This window comes from Geodermatophilus sp. URMC 65 (assembly GCF_053502545.1).
In genome coordinates this window covers 2,026,455-2,042,289 of sequence record NZ_CP199954.1, presented here as the reverse complement: position 1 = coordinate 2,042,289, position 15,835 = coordinate 2,026,455, and the positions used below count along the sequence as shown (strand labels likewise).

Sequence of the window (15,835 nt, the reverse complement as noted above, 5' to 3'; positions counted from 1 at the left end):
TGGAACGGCCCCGCTGCAGGGGCCCGCGCCGAGCTTGCGAGGCGTGGGGGGCAGCGGGGTCCTCCTTCAGGCGCCGCGGCGCCACCAACGGCCGGGCGCCGGCGGCGTCTCGGCGACCACCCGGAGGGCCCGCCTGCGGGCGTACCAGGCCAGGCCCGCCACGGCGGCGCCCACGCTCATCGCCGCCCCGGTGACCACCGGGGCCGACGGGACCGGGAAGCGCGAGCGCATGGTCACCGGCCAGGTGAACTCCAGCACCGGCCAGCCGTGCTCGGTTGCCGCCTTCCGCAGCGCCCGGTCGGGGTTGACCGCGGTCGGGTGCCCGACCGCCGAGAGCATCGGCAGGTCGGTGATCGAGTCGCTGTAGGCATAGCAGTCGGCCAGGTCGTAGCCGCTCTCGGCGGCCACCTGCCGGAGGGCGACGGCCTTGTTCTCCCCGTAGGCGTAGAAGTCGATCTCGCCGGTGTAGCGGCCGTCGACGGTCACCATGCGGGTGGCCACCACGCGGTCGACGCCGAGCATCTCGCCGATCGGCTCGACCATCTCCGCGCCGCTGCTGGAGACGATGACGATCTCCCGGCCGGCCGCCCGGTGCTCCTCGATGAGGTCCGCGGCCTCGGCGTAGACCATCGGCTCGACGATGTCGTGCAGCGTCTCGCGCACGATCTCGTGCACGGTGGCGACGTCCCACCCGGTGCACATCTCGGTGATCTGCGCCCGCATGCGCTCCATCTGCTGCGCGTCGGCGCCGGAGAGGGAGAAGACCAACTGCGCGTAGGCGCCCTTGAGGACCGCGCGCCGGTTGATCAGCCCACCCTGGAAGAACGGGCGGCCGAAGGCCAGGGTGCTGGACTTCGCGATGACCGTCTTGTCCAGGTCGAAGAACGCCGCTGCGCGGGTCACGGTTCACGACTGTAAGTGGGCGACACGGTTGTGACGCGGCGCACTGCGCCGTCCACACCCGGACGGGTCATCCACAGATCCCGGCCGCCCCTCGCGGCACGCCCGTCCCCGGCGCTGGGCTGGCCGGCGTGTCCGCGTTCCGGTCCCCGCCACCCCGCCCGCTCGTCGCCAGTGCCGACGAGGACCTGCTCGACGACCTGCTGCGGCTGCTCGCCGCGGCCGGCGCCGAGCCGGAGGTCGCCACGGGCGGCCCGGCACTGCGCCGCGCCCACCGGGAGGCGCCCCTGGTGCTGCTCGGCGCCGACGTCCTGGCGTCCGCGCCGGTGCGGGGGCTGCCCCGCCGTCCCGGCGTGGTCGTCGTCGCGGCGCAGGAGCCCCCGGCGCCGGTCTGGGCGGCCGCGGTCGAGCAGGGCGCCGAGCGGGTGGCGGTGCTGCCGGTCGACGAGGGCTGGCTGGTCTCCCGGGTGGCCTCCGCGCTACGCCGTCCCGTCGACCGTGGCCGGCTGGTCGTGGTGGGCGGGAGCTGCGGCGGGGCGGGGGTGAGCACGTTGGCGGCGGCGCTGGCCCTCACCGCCGCGCCGGGGAGCGACGGCGTCCTGCTGGTCGACACCGACGGCTGGGGCGGCGGCCTGGACCTGCTGCTCGGGGCCGAGCGCGACGAGGGCCTGCGCTGGCCGGACCTCGCGGGGCTGCGCGGCCGGGTGGCCGGCGACGCGCTCATGGCGGCGCTGCCAGAGGTCGGGGGCGTGTCGGTGCTCGCGACCTCACGCTCGGCACCCGGCGAGGTCCCGGCCGAGGCACTGATCGCAGTGGTGGAGGCGGCGCGTGCGGGTGGCTGGCCGGTGGTCGTCGACCTGCCCCGCACCGCCGGACCCGAGGTCGCCGCCGCCGTGCTGGCCGAGGCCGACCTCGCGGTGCTCGTCGTCCCGGCCCGGCTCCGGGCGGCGTCGGCGGCCCGGCTGCTCGTCGAGCCCGGCGGGGACGGCCGGCCGGCGGCGTGGTCCGCGGCGCAGCTGGTGGTCCGGCCGGTGCCCGGCGGGCTGTCCGCCGACGAGGTCGCCGACGTGGTCGGCCGCCCGGTGCTGGGCGAGCTGGGCACCGACCGCAGCGCGCTGTCCCGCGGGGAGCAGGGCTGGCCGCCGCAGGTGGGGGCGCGCTCGCCGTTGGGGGCGCTCTCCCGCCGGCTGCTGACCGAGCTGGCCACGGTGGACGGGGTCGCGGCGTGACCGGCGCGCTGGTCGACCGGGTCCGTGCCCGGCTGGTCCTCGAGCCCGGGGTCCCGACGCGGGCCGCCGTCGCCGCGCTGGTGCGGGAGGAGTCCGGCGGCCTGCTCGGCGACGACGACGTGCTGCAGGCGGTCCGTGACGCGGTCGACGAGCTGGCCGGGGCGGGTCCGCTGGAGCCGCTGCTGCGCGAACCCGGTGTGAGCGACGTGCTGGTCAACGGCCCGGACCAGGTCTGGGTCGACCGCGGCAGCGGGCTGGAACGCACGCTGGTGTGCTTCCCGGACGAGGACGGGGTGCGCCGTCTCGCCGTCCGCCTCGCCGCCGCGGCCGGGCGGCGGCTCGACGACGCCGCGCCCTGGGTGGACGCCGGCCTGCCCGACGGCACCCGGCTGCACGCGGTGCTGCCACCGGTGTCGGGCAGCGGCACCTGCCTGTCGCTGCGCGTGCTACGCCGGGCCTCGCTGTCCTTCGCCGACCTGGCTGCGCGCGGCGCCTTCCCCGGGGCGTCCGGGGAGCTGCTGCGGGCGCTGGTCGCCGGGCGGCTGGCCTTCCTGGTCACCGGCGGCACCGGCTCGGGCAAGACGACGTTGCTGTCGGCGCTCCTCGGCCTCGTCCCCGGCGGCGAGCGGCTGGTGCTCTGCGAGGACGCCCCGGAGCTGGTGCCGGCGCACCCGCACGTCGTCCGGCTGGCCACCCGGCCGCCCAACGTCGAAGGCGTCGGTGAGGTGACGCTGCGCGACCTGGTCCGCCAGGCGCTGCGGATGCGGCCCGACCGGCTGGTGGTGGGCGAGGTCCGCGGCGCGGAGGTCACCGACCTGCTCACCGCGCTCAACACCGGGCACGACGGCGGCTGCGGCACCCTGCACGCCAACCGGCCGGCCGAGGTCCCCGCGCGGCTGGAGGCGCTGGGGGTGGCTGCGGGCCTGGACCGGCTGGCCGTGCACAGCCAGGCCGCCGCGGCCCTGTCCGCGGTGGTGCACCTGCGCCGGACGCCGGGCGGACGGCGGGTCGAGGAGGTCGGCGTCGTCCGCCGCGCCGGGGACCTCGTCGTCGTGGAGTCCGCCTGGCGCGCCGACGGCGGCCCCTGCCCGGGCGCGCCGCGGCTGTCGGAGCTGCTGTCGGCGGGGTGCGGGTGACCGGCGGACTGCTGCTGCTCGCCGCCGCCCTGGCGCTGTGGCCGGGCCGTGCGGCGCTGCGCCGGGAGCGCCGGCGGTCGCTGACCCGCCGGGCGGACGCCGCCCCGCGCCCGACCGCCGGGGTCCCGCTGCCGGCCGTCGCCGCGGTCGCCGTCGGCGCGGTCGCGGCGCTGCTGAGCACCCCGCTGGTGGCGGCCCTGGCCGGCGGCTGCGCGGCGCTCGCGGCCCGGGCCGAACTGCGCCGCCGGGCGGATGTGCAGAAGGAGGCGCGGCTGGCCGCGCTGGTCGAGGCGCTGACCGCCCTGGGTGCGGAGCTGCGCGGTGGCCGCTCGCTGGACGAGGCCACCCGCGCCGCCGTCGCCGCCTGCGCCGACGAGGACAGCGGTCGGGCGCTGGCCCGGGCGGTCCGATCCCCCGAGGAAGGCGGCGGGCAGACCGGCGGTGGACTCGGGCGGGCACTGGACCGGGTGGCGGCGGCCGCCCGGCTGAGCGCACGCACCGGCTGCTCGCTGGCCGCGGTCGTCGGCGCGGTCGAGGACGACCTGCGTGCCCGGTCGCGGCAGCGGCTGGAGCTGCGCTCGGCCACCGCCGGGTCGCGGGCCAGCGCGGCGCTGCTGGCCGGACTCCCGGTGCTGGGGCTGGTCATGGGCGGTGGCGTGGGCGCCGACCCGTGGCGGGTGCTGACCACGACGCTCCCCGGCCAGCTGCTGCTGGTGGCCGGGGTGGGGCTGGAGGTCGCCGGGCTGGCCTGGTCGGCACGGCTGGTGTCGCGGGCCGCGCGGTGAGCACCGCCGCGGTGGCGCTGCTGGGAGCGGCCGCGCTGCTCTGCTGGCCGGTCCCCCCGCCCGTCGCCGTCCGCGCCCGGTGGCTGGCCGGCCGGGACGGGGCCAGCGCGCCCGAGCCCGGTCCCGCCGACGCCCGGCGGCGGTGGCTGCTGGCCGGTGCCGCGGGCCTGGCCGCCGGGCTGCTGGTCGGCGGCGCAGCGGGAGCCGTGGTGGCCGGGCTGGTCGCGGTCGGTGGAGAGCGGCTGCTGCGCCGTGGCGGGCAGGAGGGGTCGCGGGCCGGCCCGGCTCCCGAGGCGGACCTGCCGGTGGCCTGCGACCTGCTCGCGGTCTGCCTGGAGGCGGGGCTGCCCGTGGGCGGCGCCCTGGCCGCCGTGGCGACTGCCCTGCCCGGTCCGCTCGGCCCCGAGCTGGCCACGGTCGCCGGCCTGTACCGGCTGGGCGCGGCCCCGCGACGGGCGTGGGCCGACGTTCCTGCGGGGCTGGCCGTCCTCGGCCGGGTGCTGGTGCGCGCCGGTGAGTCGGGGTCGACCGTCGTCCCGGCGCTGCGGTCGCTGGCCGCCGACGCCCGCGCCGGTGAGCGCAGCCGCGCCGACGCAGCGGCCCGCCGGGCCGGGGTGTGGGTGCTGGCGCCGCTCGGCGCCTGCTTCCTGCCGGCCTTCCTCTGCCTGGGCGTGGTGCCGCTGGTGCTCGGCATCGCCGCCGACGTCTTCGGCTGAGGCTGGGGCCCGTGGCCGGCGTCCACAGCGTGCGGCGGCGTCCACAGATCCGCCGCGGACCTGGGCCCGACCCGCGGACGTCGCGAGGGTCGAGGGCGACGGCCCGGGAGGCGGGCTGCGATCCCGAGGAGGCACCGTGACCACACCCTGCGAGACCCGATCCGACGAGGAACTGCCCGACGCGGGCGGGGCGCCGACCGAGGAGGCGGCACCCCGCGGCCTGCGGGCGCGCTGGGCCCGGCTCCAGGCCGCCGGCGAGGCCGGGATGAGCACCGCCGAGTACGCCGTCGGCACCGTCGCGGCCTGCGCCTTCGCCGCCGTGCTGTACCGCGTGGTCACCGGTGGCTCGGTCGTCGACGGGCTCAGCGCCCTCGTGGCCGACGCGCTGGCCACCCTGTCCTGATGGTCCGGCGGCGCGGCGGCCCCGTCCGCGGTGAGGCGGGCATGGTGACGGCGGAGACGGCGGTGGTGCTGCCGGTGCTGCTGCTGGTGCTGGCCGGCGCCGTCGCCGCGGTGACCGTCGTCGGGGCACAGCTGCGCTGCGTCGACGCGGCCCGCGAGGGGGCGAGGGCGGCCGCCCGGGGCGAGGACACCGCGCTGGTGACCGCGCTCGCCGGGCAGGCCGCCCCCGACGGGGCGAGGACCACGGTGGCCGTCGGCGGGTCCGCCGTCACCGTCACGGTGACGGCGGAGGTGGCGCCGCTGGGCCCGGTCCCCCTGCGGGTCCCGGTCTCGGCCTCCGCGGTGAGCCAGCGCGAGCCGGGCACCGCGGAGGAGGCGGGGTGAGCCTCCGGTCCTGGGTGTGGGGGGAGCGGGGCTCGGCCACGGTGTGGGTGGTCGCCCTCGCCGGCGTCCTCGCCGCCATCGGGGTGGCGGCGGTGCTCGTCGGGGCGGCGGTGGTGGGCCGGCACCGGGCCACCACCGCCGCGGACCTCGCGGCCCTCGCCGCTGCCCAGCACGCCGTCCGCGGCGACCCCGGAGCCTGTGCCGCGGCCGGGGAGGTGGCCGGAGCCAACGGCGCCCGGCTGACCGCCTGCACGGTCGGCGACGGAGCGGTGGTCGAGGTCGCCGTGGCGGTGCCGGTCCGGCTCGGCCCGCTGGGCGTCAGCCGGGCCGGCGCCGGCGCGCGGGCCGGCCCGGTGGCGCCCTGAGCTGCGACTACCCGGCCACCGGGGGAGCCGGCGACAGGTGCTCGTGCACGGCCAGCCACTGCCCGGAGGGCTCCCGGTGGAAGACGATCGTCTCCCGCTCGCGGAGTTCCTCCCGCCCGGCCCGGGTCGACACCGTGGTGTGCACGGCGTGGGTCAGGACGGCGGTGTCCCCGAGGACCTGGACGACCGTGCCGGAGGTCTCGCAGCCGAGCACCCGGAAGCCGTCCTCCCGGACCCACGAGGTCCACTCCCGCCGGTACTCCTCGCGGGAGGCCAGGAGCCGGCCGGTGGTGTGGAACAGGAAGGTGGCGTCCTCGCGGAAGCACGCGAGGTACCGGTCCAGGTCGCTGCTCCCGAAGGCGGCCACGAGGGCGGCGGCCGCCTGGCGTACCTCGTCGGCGGGCTCGCTCACCGGTCGGCCGGCTCCGCGGCGGCCGGGACGGGGGAGCGGCGGCCGGCGCGGTGCACCGACGCACGGGGGTCGTCGGTCACCGGCGGCGCCTCGGCGTCCTTGGCCGGCACCAGCCGGGGACCCGCCGCACCGAAGGCGTACCGGGGCTCGGGGAAGGCGAACAGCAGCGCCAGGTAGACCACCGCGGCGATGCCGAGGGACACCGGCAGGCTGACGTCCACCCCGCCGGCCGCGTTGCGCAGCGGGCCCTCGATCAGAGGCGGGTAGTTGGCGAACAGCAGGCCGATGATGGCAGCCGGGATCCAGGCCACCATCCCGCGCCAGTTCACGCCGCCGGCGAACCAGTAGCGGCCACCCAGCCGGCCCTGGTTGAAGACCTGGACGTCCGCGGGCGCGTAGTGCCCGCGGCGCACCCAGTAGCCGATCATCATGATCACCATCCACGGCGTGGTGCAGATGACGATGGCGCCGATGAAGGCGTTGACGCTGGACAGCAGGTCGAAGACCAGCCGCCCGACCAGGATGAAGACGAACGACAGCGCGCCGATGAACAGCGACGCCTGCACCCGGTTGAGCCGGGGGAAGACCGAGGAGAAGTCCAGTCCGGTGCCGTACAGCGAGGTGACGCCGGTCGACATCCCGCCGAGGAAGGCCACCACCATGAGCAGGACGGCGTACCAGAGCGGCGAGACCTGGATCAGTGCGAAGACGTAGTCGACCTCGCCGGCCACCAGCGTCGCCGTCCCCACGCCGAACAGGAACGGCACGAGGGTGGCCAGCTGACCCAGGAACGTGGCGGTCAGCAGCCGCGACGGGCGGGTGTCGGCGGGGATGTAGCGGGACCAGTCGCCGAGGAAGGCACCGAAGCTGACCGGGTTGCCCATGACGATCAGGGCGGAGAGCACGAAGGTCGGCCAGAAGCCGCCCAGCGCGTAGGCGTCGGGGCCCGGGTCGTAGGAGGGGTCGAAGAGCGTCGCGTAGGCCACCAGGCCGAGCAGCATCAGCGTCGTGTTGGCCAGCACCACGACCTTGTTGACCAGCAGCATCAGCTGGTAGCCGTAGATGACGACCACGATCACCAGGGCGCCGAGTACCGCGTAGACGATCCCGCGGAGCAGGTCGGAGTCCCCCGTGCCGAACAACCGGGTGGCCGCGCCGACGAGTGCGTCCCCGCTGACCCACACCGAGATCGAGTAGAACGAGAGCGCGGTCAGCAGCGACAGGAACGAGCCGAGCACGCGACCGCGGACGCCGAAGTGGGCGCCGGAGGAGACAGCGTTGTTGGTACCGGTCCGCGGGCCGAACAGGCCCATCGGCATGAGGATCAGCGCGCCGACGACCACGCCGACGACGGTGGCGGCCACGGCCTCCACGAGGTCGAGGCCCAGCAGCACCGGGAAGGTGCCGAGGATGACGGTGGCGAAGGTGTTCGCCCCGCCGAACTGGATGCGGAACAGGTCGAACGGCCGTGACGTGCGCTCGGCGTCGGGGATCGTGTCGATGCCGTGCTGCTCGACCTCGGTGGCCCGCGGCCGTCGCTGCTGGGCCGCCAGCCCGGCGACCTCCGCTCCGCTCATGTACACCCTCCTGGTGAAGCGGTGGACACACCACCGCGGTGCGCAGAGGCTAGAGCTGAGTTGTCTGGGAGACAACGTCTGTTGCCCAGAGCCACCCCCGGCATGGTGGGATGGCGGCAGCGAGCCGACGACGAGGGGGCGCGGTGTGGCGGGGGAGGTCCGGCGGCTCACGCGGCCGCACGACCCGGCGGAGGCGCTGGTGGGAGCCCGGTTGCGGGCCGCCCGGCAGGCCGCCGGTCTCACCCTGGCCGTGGTCGCGGAGCAGGCGGGCCTGACCAAGGGGTTCCTCAGCCGGCTGGAGCGCGACGAGGTCTCGCCGTCCGTCGCGTCGCTGGTCTCGGTGTGCGGCGTCCTCGGCATCGGCGTGGGGCAGCTGTTCGAGCCGCCGGCCACCTCGCTGGTGCGGGCGGCGGACGCGCCGCCGATCCACTTCGGTGGCCGCGGCCTGCGGGAGGTGCTGCTCACCGCCGGGACGCAGCGGAACCTGCAGGTCATCCGGTCCGTGGTGGAGCCCGGCGGTGGCGGTGGGGAGGAGCTCTACGCGCTCGCGTGCGAGGTCGAGTTCGTGCACGTGCTCCACGGGCGGCTGCAGCTCCGGCTCCCGGGGGAGTCGGTCGTCCTGCACGCGGGCGACGCGTTCACGATGCCCGGTACCACGCCGCACACCTGGGCCAACCCCTCGACGACCGAGACCTGTGAGGTCCTGTGGGCGCTCACCCCCGCACCGTGACCGACGAGGAGGCCAGGTGACCGGCTCCGCAGCCCGACCCGTCCGCGAGGTGGTCGACCTCTCGCACCCGCTGGACGACGACACCCCGGTGTACCCGGGCGACCCGGTCGCCCGGTTCACGCCGGCCGCCACGGTCGCGGCCGACGGCTACAACGTCCTGCACGTGCGGATGGGCTCCCAGACCGGCACCCACGTCGACGCCCCGTACCACTTCCTCGACGACGGCCCGCGCATCGACGAGCTGCCGCTCGAGTACTTCCTCGGGCCGGCCGTCGTCGCCGACGTCCGCGGCAAGCCGCCCCACGGGCGGATCGAGTGCGCGGACCTGCAGCCGTGCGCGCACCTGCTCGCCCCGGGCCGGATCCTGCTGCTCCGGACCGGCTGGGACGAGCACTGGGGGACCGACGCCTACTTCGACCACCCGTACCTGACCGGGGACGCCGCTGCGCGGGTGGTGGCCGCGGGGGTCCGCACGGTCGGGCTCGACGCGCTGAGCCTCGACGAGACCGTCGTCGGCGGCACGCCCGCGGACGGGTTCGCCGCCCACCTCGAGGTGCTCGGCGCGGGCGGCGTGATCGTGGAGAACCTGCGCAACCTGGGTGCCGTTCCCCAGGTCGACCCGGTGGTCAGCGTCCTGCCGCTGCGGCTGACCGGTGCCGATGGCGCCCCCGTGCGCGCGGTGGCGTTCGGTCTCGGCCGCTGAGGCTCAGGGCCGCAGCGGCCCGCCCCGGCCCAGGGTGAGCAGCTGCCCGACGACGGCGCCGGCCGGGTCGCTGCACAGGTAGGACACCGCGGCGGCGAGCACCTCGGGGGACGGCGGGGACGCGGGATCGGCGACCAGCTCGTTGACCGTGACGGCGTCCGGCCCCAGGTCGCGGGCGAGGGTCTTGGTCAGCGCGACGAGCGCCCCCTGCACCGCGGCGGCGGCCGTCGAGCCCGGGCGGTCGGCCGCCGTCCAGCCGCTGCCCAGGAACACCAGCCGCCCGGCTCCCGACCGGCGCAGGGCCGGTGCGGCGGCGCGGGCGAGCGCGAAGGCGGGGGTGAGGTGGGCCATCACGTCGGCGTACCACCGCGCCGGGTCGGCGCCGACGAACGGCGCCGGGTCCGGCTGCCCGACGGCGCACACCAGGACGTCGAGCACGCCGGAGTCCCGGACGGCCTCCGCGACCGCGCCGTCCGGAGAGGCCGTGCCGGGGACGACGGTGACGCGCACGCCGTCCGCGGTCAGCCGGCCGGCGACGGCCCCGGCGATCCCGGCGTCGTCACAGCGGACGAGGGCGTTGCGGTCGGCCATCAGATCGTCGCTCCCGCGTTGGGGGAGAGCACCTGCCCGGAGACCGCCGTGCCCGTCTCGAGCAGGAACAGCGCGGCCGCGGCGATCTCCTCCGGGCGGACCAGCCGCTGCACCGGCAGGGTGGCCAGGAAGTCGCCGGACCGCCACGGGGAGTCGGTCTCCAGCATGGGCGTGTCCGCCGCGCCGGGCGCGACCGTGTTGACGGCGACGCCGGTGTCCTCCACCTCGGTGGCCAGCGCCCGGGTGAAGCCGACGATCGCGCCCTTGCTCGCCGCGTAGTGGACGTCGCCCTGGCTGCCACCGACCCCCAGGTCCGAGGAGATCGTCACGACGGAGCCCCGACCCCGGGCCACCATCCGCGGGACGACGGCGGCGCAGGTGGTCGCGGTCCCGGAGAGGTTGACCGCCATCATCCGGTGCCAGCGCGCGTCGTCGACGTCCTCGACGGGGAGCATCTCGTAGACGCCCGCCGCGGTGACCAGTGCGGCCACGGGGCCCAGCTCCCGCTCGACCCGGTCGACGGCCGACCCGACCGCCTCCGCGTCGGTCACGTCGACCTCGACGCCGAGTGCGGTCTGCGGGCTGGGCCGCAGGTCGAGGCCGGCGACCTGCCAGCCGGCGGCGGTCAGGGCGCGGGCGACGGCCGCTCCGAGGCCGCTGGCGGCGCCGGTCACGACGGCGACACGCCGTTGCTCGGAGTCCTCGGCCACGCCACCTCCCGCACGCACCCGTCGACCGTCGGTCGAGCGGTCGGCGGCCCAGTCTGTCAGCCGCGCCGGTGCACCCTGGTCGGCCGGGTCAGAAGACGAGGTCGTCCTGGACCGGTCCGGACTCCTCCTGCGCGGTGTCGTCGGTGCCGGTCCGGTCGGCAGGGTCCTCGCCGGCCCTGTCCTCGTCGGCAGGGTCCTCGTCGGGGGCGCCCTCGGCGGTGGCCAGCTCGTCGAGGACGACGTCGAGCACCCGCACCGCCCCGGTCTTGTCCAGCGGCTCGTTGCCGTTGCCGCACTTGGGCGACTGCACGCAGGAGGGGCAGCCGCTCTCGCACTCGCAGCTGGCCACCGTCGCGCGGGTCGCCTGCAGCCAGCGCCGCAGCACGGCGAACCCGCGCTCGGCGAAGCCCGCGCCGCCGGGGTGCCCGTCGTAGACGACGATCGTGGCCGCGCCGGTGTCCGGGTGCAGGGCGGTCGAGACCCCGCCGAGGTCCCACCGGTCGCAGGTGGCCAGCAGCGGCAGGATGCCGATGGCGGCGTGCTCGGCAGCGTGCAGCGAGCCGGGGAGCTCGGCGTCGTCCACCTCGGCCCGGCCGACGGCCCGCTCGTCGAGGGTCAGCCACACCGCGCGGGTGCGCAGCTGGCGGGCCGGCAGGTCCAGGGGGAACTCGGCGAGCACCTCGCCGGTCCCCAGCCGGCGGCGCTGGTAGGCCACCACCTGGTTGGTCACGTCGACGACGCCGGTGTGCGCGGTGACCGTGCCCAGCGACCGCGACCGGTCGATGGCCACGATCGCGAGGTCGGTGACGTCGCGCGCCACCGTCGTCCACTCGGGGCTCTCCGGGTGCACGACCGCGACGGCCTCGTCCACGTCGAACTCGTCGACGACGTAGGTCTCGCCGCGGTGCACGTAGACCGCGCCGGTGTGCACGGTCGCGTGCGCGGCGTCGCCGTCCACGGTGCCGAGCAGCCGGCCGGTGTCGCCCTCGATGATCGTCACCGGCGCCAGACCGCTGCCGCGGATGTCGACGTCCGGCCGGCCCCGCCCGGCCCAGTACCAGCCGGTGGGACGACGGCGCAGCGCGCCGTCGGCGACGAGCTCCTCGACCCGCGCCTCGGCCGCCGCGCCCCCGAAGTCGGCGAGGTCCTCGGGGACCAGTGGCAGCTCGGCGGCCGCGCAGCACAACTGCGGCCCCAGCACGTAGGGGTTGGAGGGGTCGGTGACCGTGGCCTCCACCGGCCGGCCGAACACGGCGCTCGGGTGGTGGGCCAGGTAGTGGTCCAGCGGGTCGTCGCGGGCCACGAAGACCACCAGCGACTCCCGCTGGGCCCGCCCCGCCCGGCCGGCCTGCTGCCACAGCGAGGCCAGCGTCCCTGGGTAGCCGGCGAGCACGACCGCGTCCAGGCCGGCGATGTCGATGCCCAGCTCGAGGGCGTTGGTGGTGGCCACGCCGAGCAGTTCGCCGGCCGACAGCGCCCGCTCCAGCTCCCGCCGTTCCTCGGGCAGGTAACCGCCGCGGTAGGAGTCGACCCGGCGGGCGAGGTCCGCGCGGCCGCGGTCGCGCAGCGCGTGCCGGGCCTGCTCGGCGACCGACTCCGCGCTGCGCCGCGACCGGACGAACGCCAGCGTGCGGGCGCCACGCTCGACCAGGTCGGCCAGCAGGGTGGCGGCGTCGGCGGCCGCCGAGCGGCGCAGCGGGGCGCCGTGCTCGCCGGTGCGCTCGGTCAGCGGCGGCTCCCACAGCGCGAAGGTCGCACCGGGCCGCGGCGAGCCGTCCTCGGTCACGGCGACGACCGGGGCGCCGACCAGGCGGGTGGCCGCGGCGCCCGGTTCGGCCACCGTCGCGGAGGCCAGCAGGAACACCGGCTCGGCGCCGTAGCGGCGGCAGATCCGCCGCAGCCGGCGCAGCACGTGACCGACGTGCGAGCCGAAGACGCCGCGGTAGGCGTGGCACTCGTCGACGACGACGTAGGCCAGCCGGCGCAGGGTGCTCGACCACTTCTGGTGGGCGGGCAGCACGCCGCGGTGGAGCATGTCGGGGTTGGTGACGACCCAGCGCGAGTGCCGCCGGACCCACTCCCGCTCCTCCATCGGGGTGTCGCCGTCGTAGGCCGCGGGGCGCACCGACGGGTCGGCCAGCTCGGCCACCGACGTCAGCTGGTCGCGGGCGAGGGCCTTGGTCGGCGCGAGGTAGAGGACGCAGGCGCGGGGGTCCTCGGCGAGCCGGGTCAGCGCCGGCACCTGGTAGGCCAGCGACTTGCCCGACGCCGTCCCCGTGGCCACGACCACGTGGGAGCCGTCGCGGGCCAGCTGCGCGGCCTCGACCTGGTGCCGCCACGGTGCCGACACGCCCTGGGCCTCGAGCCGCGCGACCAGCTCCGGGCTCACCCACGCGGGCCACGGCAGGGTGCGGCTGTCCCGCACCGGCATCCGGTGCACGTGGGTGAGCGGCTGCTCCTCCTCGGGTGTCCCGGAGAGGACGGCGTGCAGCAGGTCGGCACCCGGCAGCGGCGCGCCGGCGGGGGAGGGCGACCCACCCTGGGGAAGAGGGTCCGTGCCGGGAGGGGGAGCCGACCGGACCGGGTGTAGCGCGGTCACCCCTCAACTGTCACACCTGCGGGTGACGTCGCGCTGGCTCCCGGCCCACGAACTCGACCGGCTCCGGGACTACCGGGACCCGGTGTGACCTCCCTTACACTCCGGCGGCACCAGCCGTGCAGGCCCGTGCGAGCTGGACACGCACCTCGCCGACCGGAGCGGACGCGCCCCGGTGGCGGCAGCCGCTCGGAGGAACACATGCCGGACAGTGCACTCTCCGGCGGGGACATCGTCCTGGTGACGATCGTCCTCGCCATCTCGCTCGCCGCTCTCGCCTTCGCCGCCTACCTGATCCGCGCGGTCATGGCCGCTGACCAGGGCACTCCGACGATGCGCGAGATCGCGCAGGCAGTGCAGGAGGGTGCCGCGGCGTACCTGCGCAGACAGTTCCGCACGCTCGGCGTCTTCGCCGTGATCGTGTTCCTGCTGCTGCTGGTGCTCCCCGTCGCCGACGGCGGCTGGGAGACCCGCGTGGGACGGGCGGTCTTCTTCCTCGTCGGCGCGCTGTTCTCCGCCTCGGTCGGGTTCATCGGGATGACCCTGGCGACGCGGGGCAACGTCCGCGTCGCCGCGGCGGCCAACGCAGGCGGCTACCAGCCGTCCTTCCGCATCGCCTACCGCACCGGTGGTGTCGTCGGGATGATCACCGTCGGTCTGGGGCTGTTCGGCGCCGCGCTGGCGCTGCTGCTCTTCGACCAGACCGCTCCGATCGTCCTGGAGGGCTTCGGCTTCGGTGGCGCGCTGCTCGCCATGTTCATGCGCGTCGGCGGCGGCATCTTCACCAAGGCCGCCGACGTCGGCGCGGACCTGGTGGGCAAGGTCGAGGCCGGCATCCCCGAGGACGACCCACGCAACGCCGCGACGATCGCGGACAACGTGGGCGACAACGTCGGCGACTGCGCCGGCATGGCGGCCGACCTCTTCGAGTCCTACGCGGTCACCCTCGTCGCCGCGCTGATCCTGGGCCAGGTCTTCTTCGGCAATGTCGGCATGGTGTTCCCGCTGCTGATCGCCGGCATCGGCATCATCGCTTCGGTGGTCGGGGTCCTCTCCACCAGGCCGGGCAAGACCGACTCCAGCGGGATGGCGCCGATCAACCGCGGGTTCTTCACATCCGCCGCGGTCTCCCTCGTGCTCGTCGCCGCGGCTGCGTTCACCTACCTGCCGAGCGTCTCCGACGGCCCCGACCTGGCGGTCAGCCCGCAGGTGCTCGGGTTCGTCTCGGTGCTCATCGGCGTCGTCCTCGCCGCGACGATCCAGCAGCTCACCGGCTACTTCACCGAGACCAGCCGCAAGCCGGTCCAGGACGTCGGCCGGAGCTCGCTGACCGGCCCGGCCACGGTGATCCTGTCCGGCATCTCGCTCGGACTCGAGTCCGCGGTCTACGCCGCTCTGCTCATCGGCGGCGCGGTCTACGGGGCGTTCCTCATCGGCGGCGGGGCGGCCCTCTATGCCGTCGCGCTCGCCGGCTGCGGCCTGCTCACGACGGCCGGCGTCATCGTCGCGATGGACACCTTCGGACCGGTCAGCGACAACGCCCAGGGCATCGCGGAGATGTCCGGCGACATCGACGAGGAGGGCGCCCGGGTGCTCACCGACCTCGACGCCGTCGGCAACACCACGAAGGCCATCACCAAGGGCATCGCGATCGCGACCGCCGTCCTCGCCGCCACCGCCCTCTTCGGCTCCTACAACGCCCAGATCGGGGTCGCCCTCGACGAGGCGGGCGACACCCTGGGGAACGCCTTCAGCCTGGTGAACCCGAACAACGTCGTCGGGGCGGTCCTGGGTGCCGCGGTGGTCTTCTTCTTCTCCGGGCTGGCGATCAGTGCCGTCTCCCGCGCGGCCGGACGGGTGGTGTTCGAGGTGCGGGAGCAGTTCCGCACCCACCCCGGGATCATGGACCGCACCGAGCGCCCGGACTACAGCCGCGTCGTCGACATCTGCACCAAGGACTCGCTGCGCGAGCTGGCCACCCCCGGTCTGCTCGCCGTCCTCGCCCCCGTGGCGGTCGGCTTCGGGCTCGGCTTCGGACCGCTGGCCGCCTACCTGGTCGGGGCGATCGCGGCCGGCACGCTCATGGCCGTCTTCCTCGCCAACTCCGGCGGCGCGTGGGACAACGCCAAGAAGATGGTCGAGGACGGCGCCTACGGCGGGAAGGGCAGCGAGGCGCACGCGGCCACGGTCATCGGCGACACCGTCGGCGACCCGTTCAAGGACACCGCGGGCCCGGCGATCAACCCGCTGATCAAGGTGATGAACCTGGTGGCGCTGCTCATCGCGCCCGCCGTGGTCGGCATGTCGGTGGGCGAGGACCAGAACACCGCTGCCCGCATCGCGATCGCGGTGGTCGCGACCCTGGTCATCGTGGCCGCGGTGGTGGTGTCCAAGCGCCGGTCGGTCGTGGTCGGCGGTGCCCCCACCGACGCCCCGACCTCGCTGACCACCAGCGTCCCCTGACCGCACGCACCGGACACTGCGGCACGGGCGCGCCGATCGGCGCGCCCGTGCCCGGTCTGTGGACGGTGACCCACGCTGTGGACGGACACCCGAGGGGCGGCACCCGGCCGGCCTAGCGTCCCGCCGCACCGGACCC

At 76.1% G+C, this 15,835-nt stretch carries 16 protein-coding genes; 10 read left to right on the top strand and 6 right to left on the bottom strand.

All coding sequences use genetic code 11. The features are described from left to right. Positions 1-66: 66 nt before the first annotated feature. A complete protein-coding gene (locus ACWIX7_RS09910) occupies positions 67-903 on the bottom strand; it encodes an HAD family hydrolase (protein ID WP_448621370.1) in 837 nt (278 codons plus the stop codon). A gap of 128 nt (positions 904-1,031) precedes the next feature. On the opposite strand from ACWIX7_RS09910, the gene ssd reads away from it, so the two are divergent. The 7 genes from ssd (at position 1,032) to ACWIX7_RS09875 (ending at position 5,917) form a co-directional block, all read left to right on the top strand. Continuing rightward, the gene (ssd, locus tag ACWIX7_RS09905) at positions 1,032-2,129 is read left to right on the top strand and encodes a septum site-determining protein Ssd (RefSeq protein WP_448621369.1); all 1,098 of its coding nucleotides are present in this window, start codon (positions 1,032-1,034) and stop codon (positions 2,127-2,129) included. Continuing rightward, a complete protein-coding gene (locus ACWIX7_RS09900) occupies positions 2,126-3,265 on the top strand; it encodes a TadA family conjugal transfer-associated ATPase (RefSeq protein ID WP_448621368.1) in 1,140 nt (379 codons plus the stop codon). The genes ssd and ACWIX7_RS09900 overlap by 4 nt, the downstream gene beginning before the upstream one ends. Then, complete coding sequence (locus ACWIX7_RS09895; protein ID WP_448621367.1) at positions 3,262-4,050, top strand: type II secretion system F family protein; 789 nt, start codon at positions 3,262-3,264, stop codon at positions 4,048-4,050. The genes ACWIX7_RS09900 and ACWIX7_RS09895 overlap by 4 nt, the downstream gene beginning before the upstream one ends. Continuing rightward, a complete protein-coding gene (locus ACWIX7_RS09890; protein ID WP_448621366.1) occupies positions 4,047-4,766 on the top strand; it encodes a type II secretion system F family protein in 720 nt (239 codons plus the stop codon). The genes ACWIX7_RS09895 and ACWIX7_RS09890 overlap by 4 nt, the downstream gene beginning before the upstream one ends. Positions 4,767-4,902: 136 nt before the next feature. Next, positions 4,903-5,169: a DUF4244 domain-containing protein gene (locus ACWIX7_RS09885; protein WP_448621365.1), complete on the top strand. Its 267-nt coding sequence runs from the start codon at positions 4,903-4,905 to the stop codon at positions 5,167-5,169. Then, positions 5,169-5,552, top strand: a complete 384-nt coding sequence (locus ACWIX7_RS09880) for a TadE family type IV pilus minor pilin (RefSeq protein ID WP_448621364.1) — start codon at positions 5,169-5,171, stop codon at positions 5,550-5,552. The genes ACWIX7_RS09885 and ACWIX7_RS09880 overlap by 1 nt, the downstream gene beginning before the upstream one ends. Next, a complete protein-coding gene (locus tag ACWIX7_RS09875; protein ID WP_448621363.1) occupies positions 5,549-5,917 on the top strand; it encodes an Rv3654c family TadE-like protein in 369 nt (122 codons plus the stop codon). Before ACWIX7_RS09880 ends, ACWIX7_RS09875 begins: the two co-directional genes overlap by 4 nt. Positions 5,918-5,924: 7 nt before the next feature. Here ACWIX7_RS09875 and ACWIX7_RS09870 read toward each other — a convergent pair whose 3' ends face one another. Beyond that, entirely contained in the window at positions 5,925-6,329 is a 405-nt protein-coding gene (locus ACWIX7_RS09870; protein WP_448621362.1) for a YybH family protein, read from the bottom strand. Beyond that, positions 6,326-7,906, bottom strand: coding sequence for a purine-cytosine permease family protein (locus ACWIX7_RS09865; protein WP_448621361.1), 1,581 nt, complete (start codon positions 7,904-7,906; stop codon positions 6,326-6,328). The genes ACWIX7_RS09870 and ACWIX7_RS09865 overlap by 4 nt, the downstream gene beginning before the upstream one ends. Before the next feature lie 145 nt (positions 7,907-8,051). Here ACWIX7_RS09865 and ACWIX7_RS09860 point away from each other — a divergent pair, with 145 nt between their 5' ends. Beyond that, on the top strand, positions 8,052-8,636 hold the full coding sequence (locus ACWIX7_RS09860) for a cupin domain-containing protein (RefSeq protein WP_448621360.1): 585 nt from the start codon (positions 8,052-8,054) through the stop codon (positions 8,634-8,636). 16 nt (positions 8,637-8,652) lie between these two features. After that, positions 8,653-9,339, top strand: a complete 687-nt coding sequence (locus tag ACWIX7_RS09855) for a cyclase family protein (RefSeq protein WP_448621359.1) — start codon at positions 8,653-8,655, stop codon at positions 9,337-9,339. Positions 9,340-9,342: 3 nt separating this feature from the next. Here ACWIX7_RS09855 and ACWIX7_RS09850 read toward each other — a convergent pair whose 3' ends face one another. The 3 genes from ACWIX7_RS09850 to ACWIX7_RS09840 all read right to left on the bottom strand — a co-directional run bounded on the left by ACWIX7_RS09850 (position 9,343) and on the right by ACWIX7_RS09840 (position 13,239). Continuing rightward, positions 9,343-9,930: an SDR family oxidoreductase gene (locus ACWIX7_RS09850; protein ID WP_448621358.1), complete on the bottom strand. Its 588-nt coding sequence runs from the start codon at positions 9,928-9,930 to the stop codon at positions 9,343-9,345. Then, entirely contained in the window at positions 9,930-10,640 is a 711-nt protein-coding gene (locus ACWIX7_RS09845; protein WP_448621357.1) for an SDR family NAD(P)-dependent oxidoreductase, read from the bottom strand. Before ACWIX7_RS09845 ends, ACWIX7_RS09850 begins: the two co-directional genes overlap by 1 nt. Positions 10,641-10,728: 88 nt before the next feature. Continuing rightward, positions 10,729-13,239 (bottom strand): DEAD/DEAH box helicase, encoded by a 2,511-nt coding sequence (locus ACWIX7_RS09840; protein WP_448621356.1) that lies wholly within the window; start codon positions 13,237-13,239, stop codon positions 10,729-10,731. A 198-nt stretch (positions 13,240-13,437) separates the two neighbouring features. On the opposite strand from ACWIX7_RS09840, the gene ACWIX7_RS09835 reads away from it, so the two are divergent. Beyond that, positions 13,438-15,699 (top strand): sodium-translocating pyrophosphatase, encoded by a 2,262-nt coding sequence (locus ACWIX7_RS09835; RefSeq protein ID WP_448621355.1) that lies wholly within the window; start codon positions 13,438-13,440, stop codon positions 15,697-15,699. Positions 15,700-15,835 lie beyond the last annotated feature (136 nt).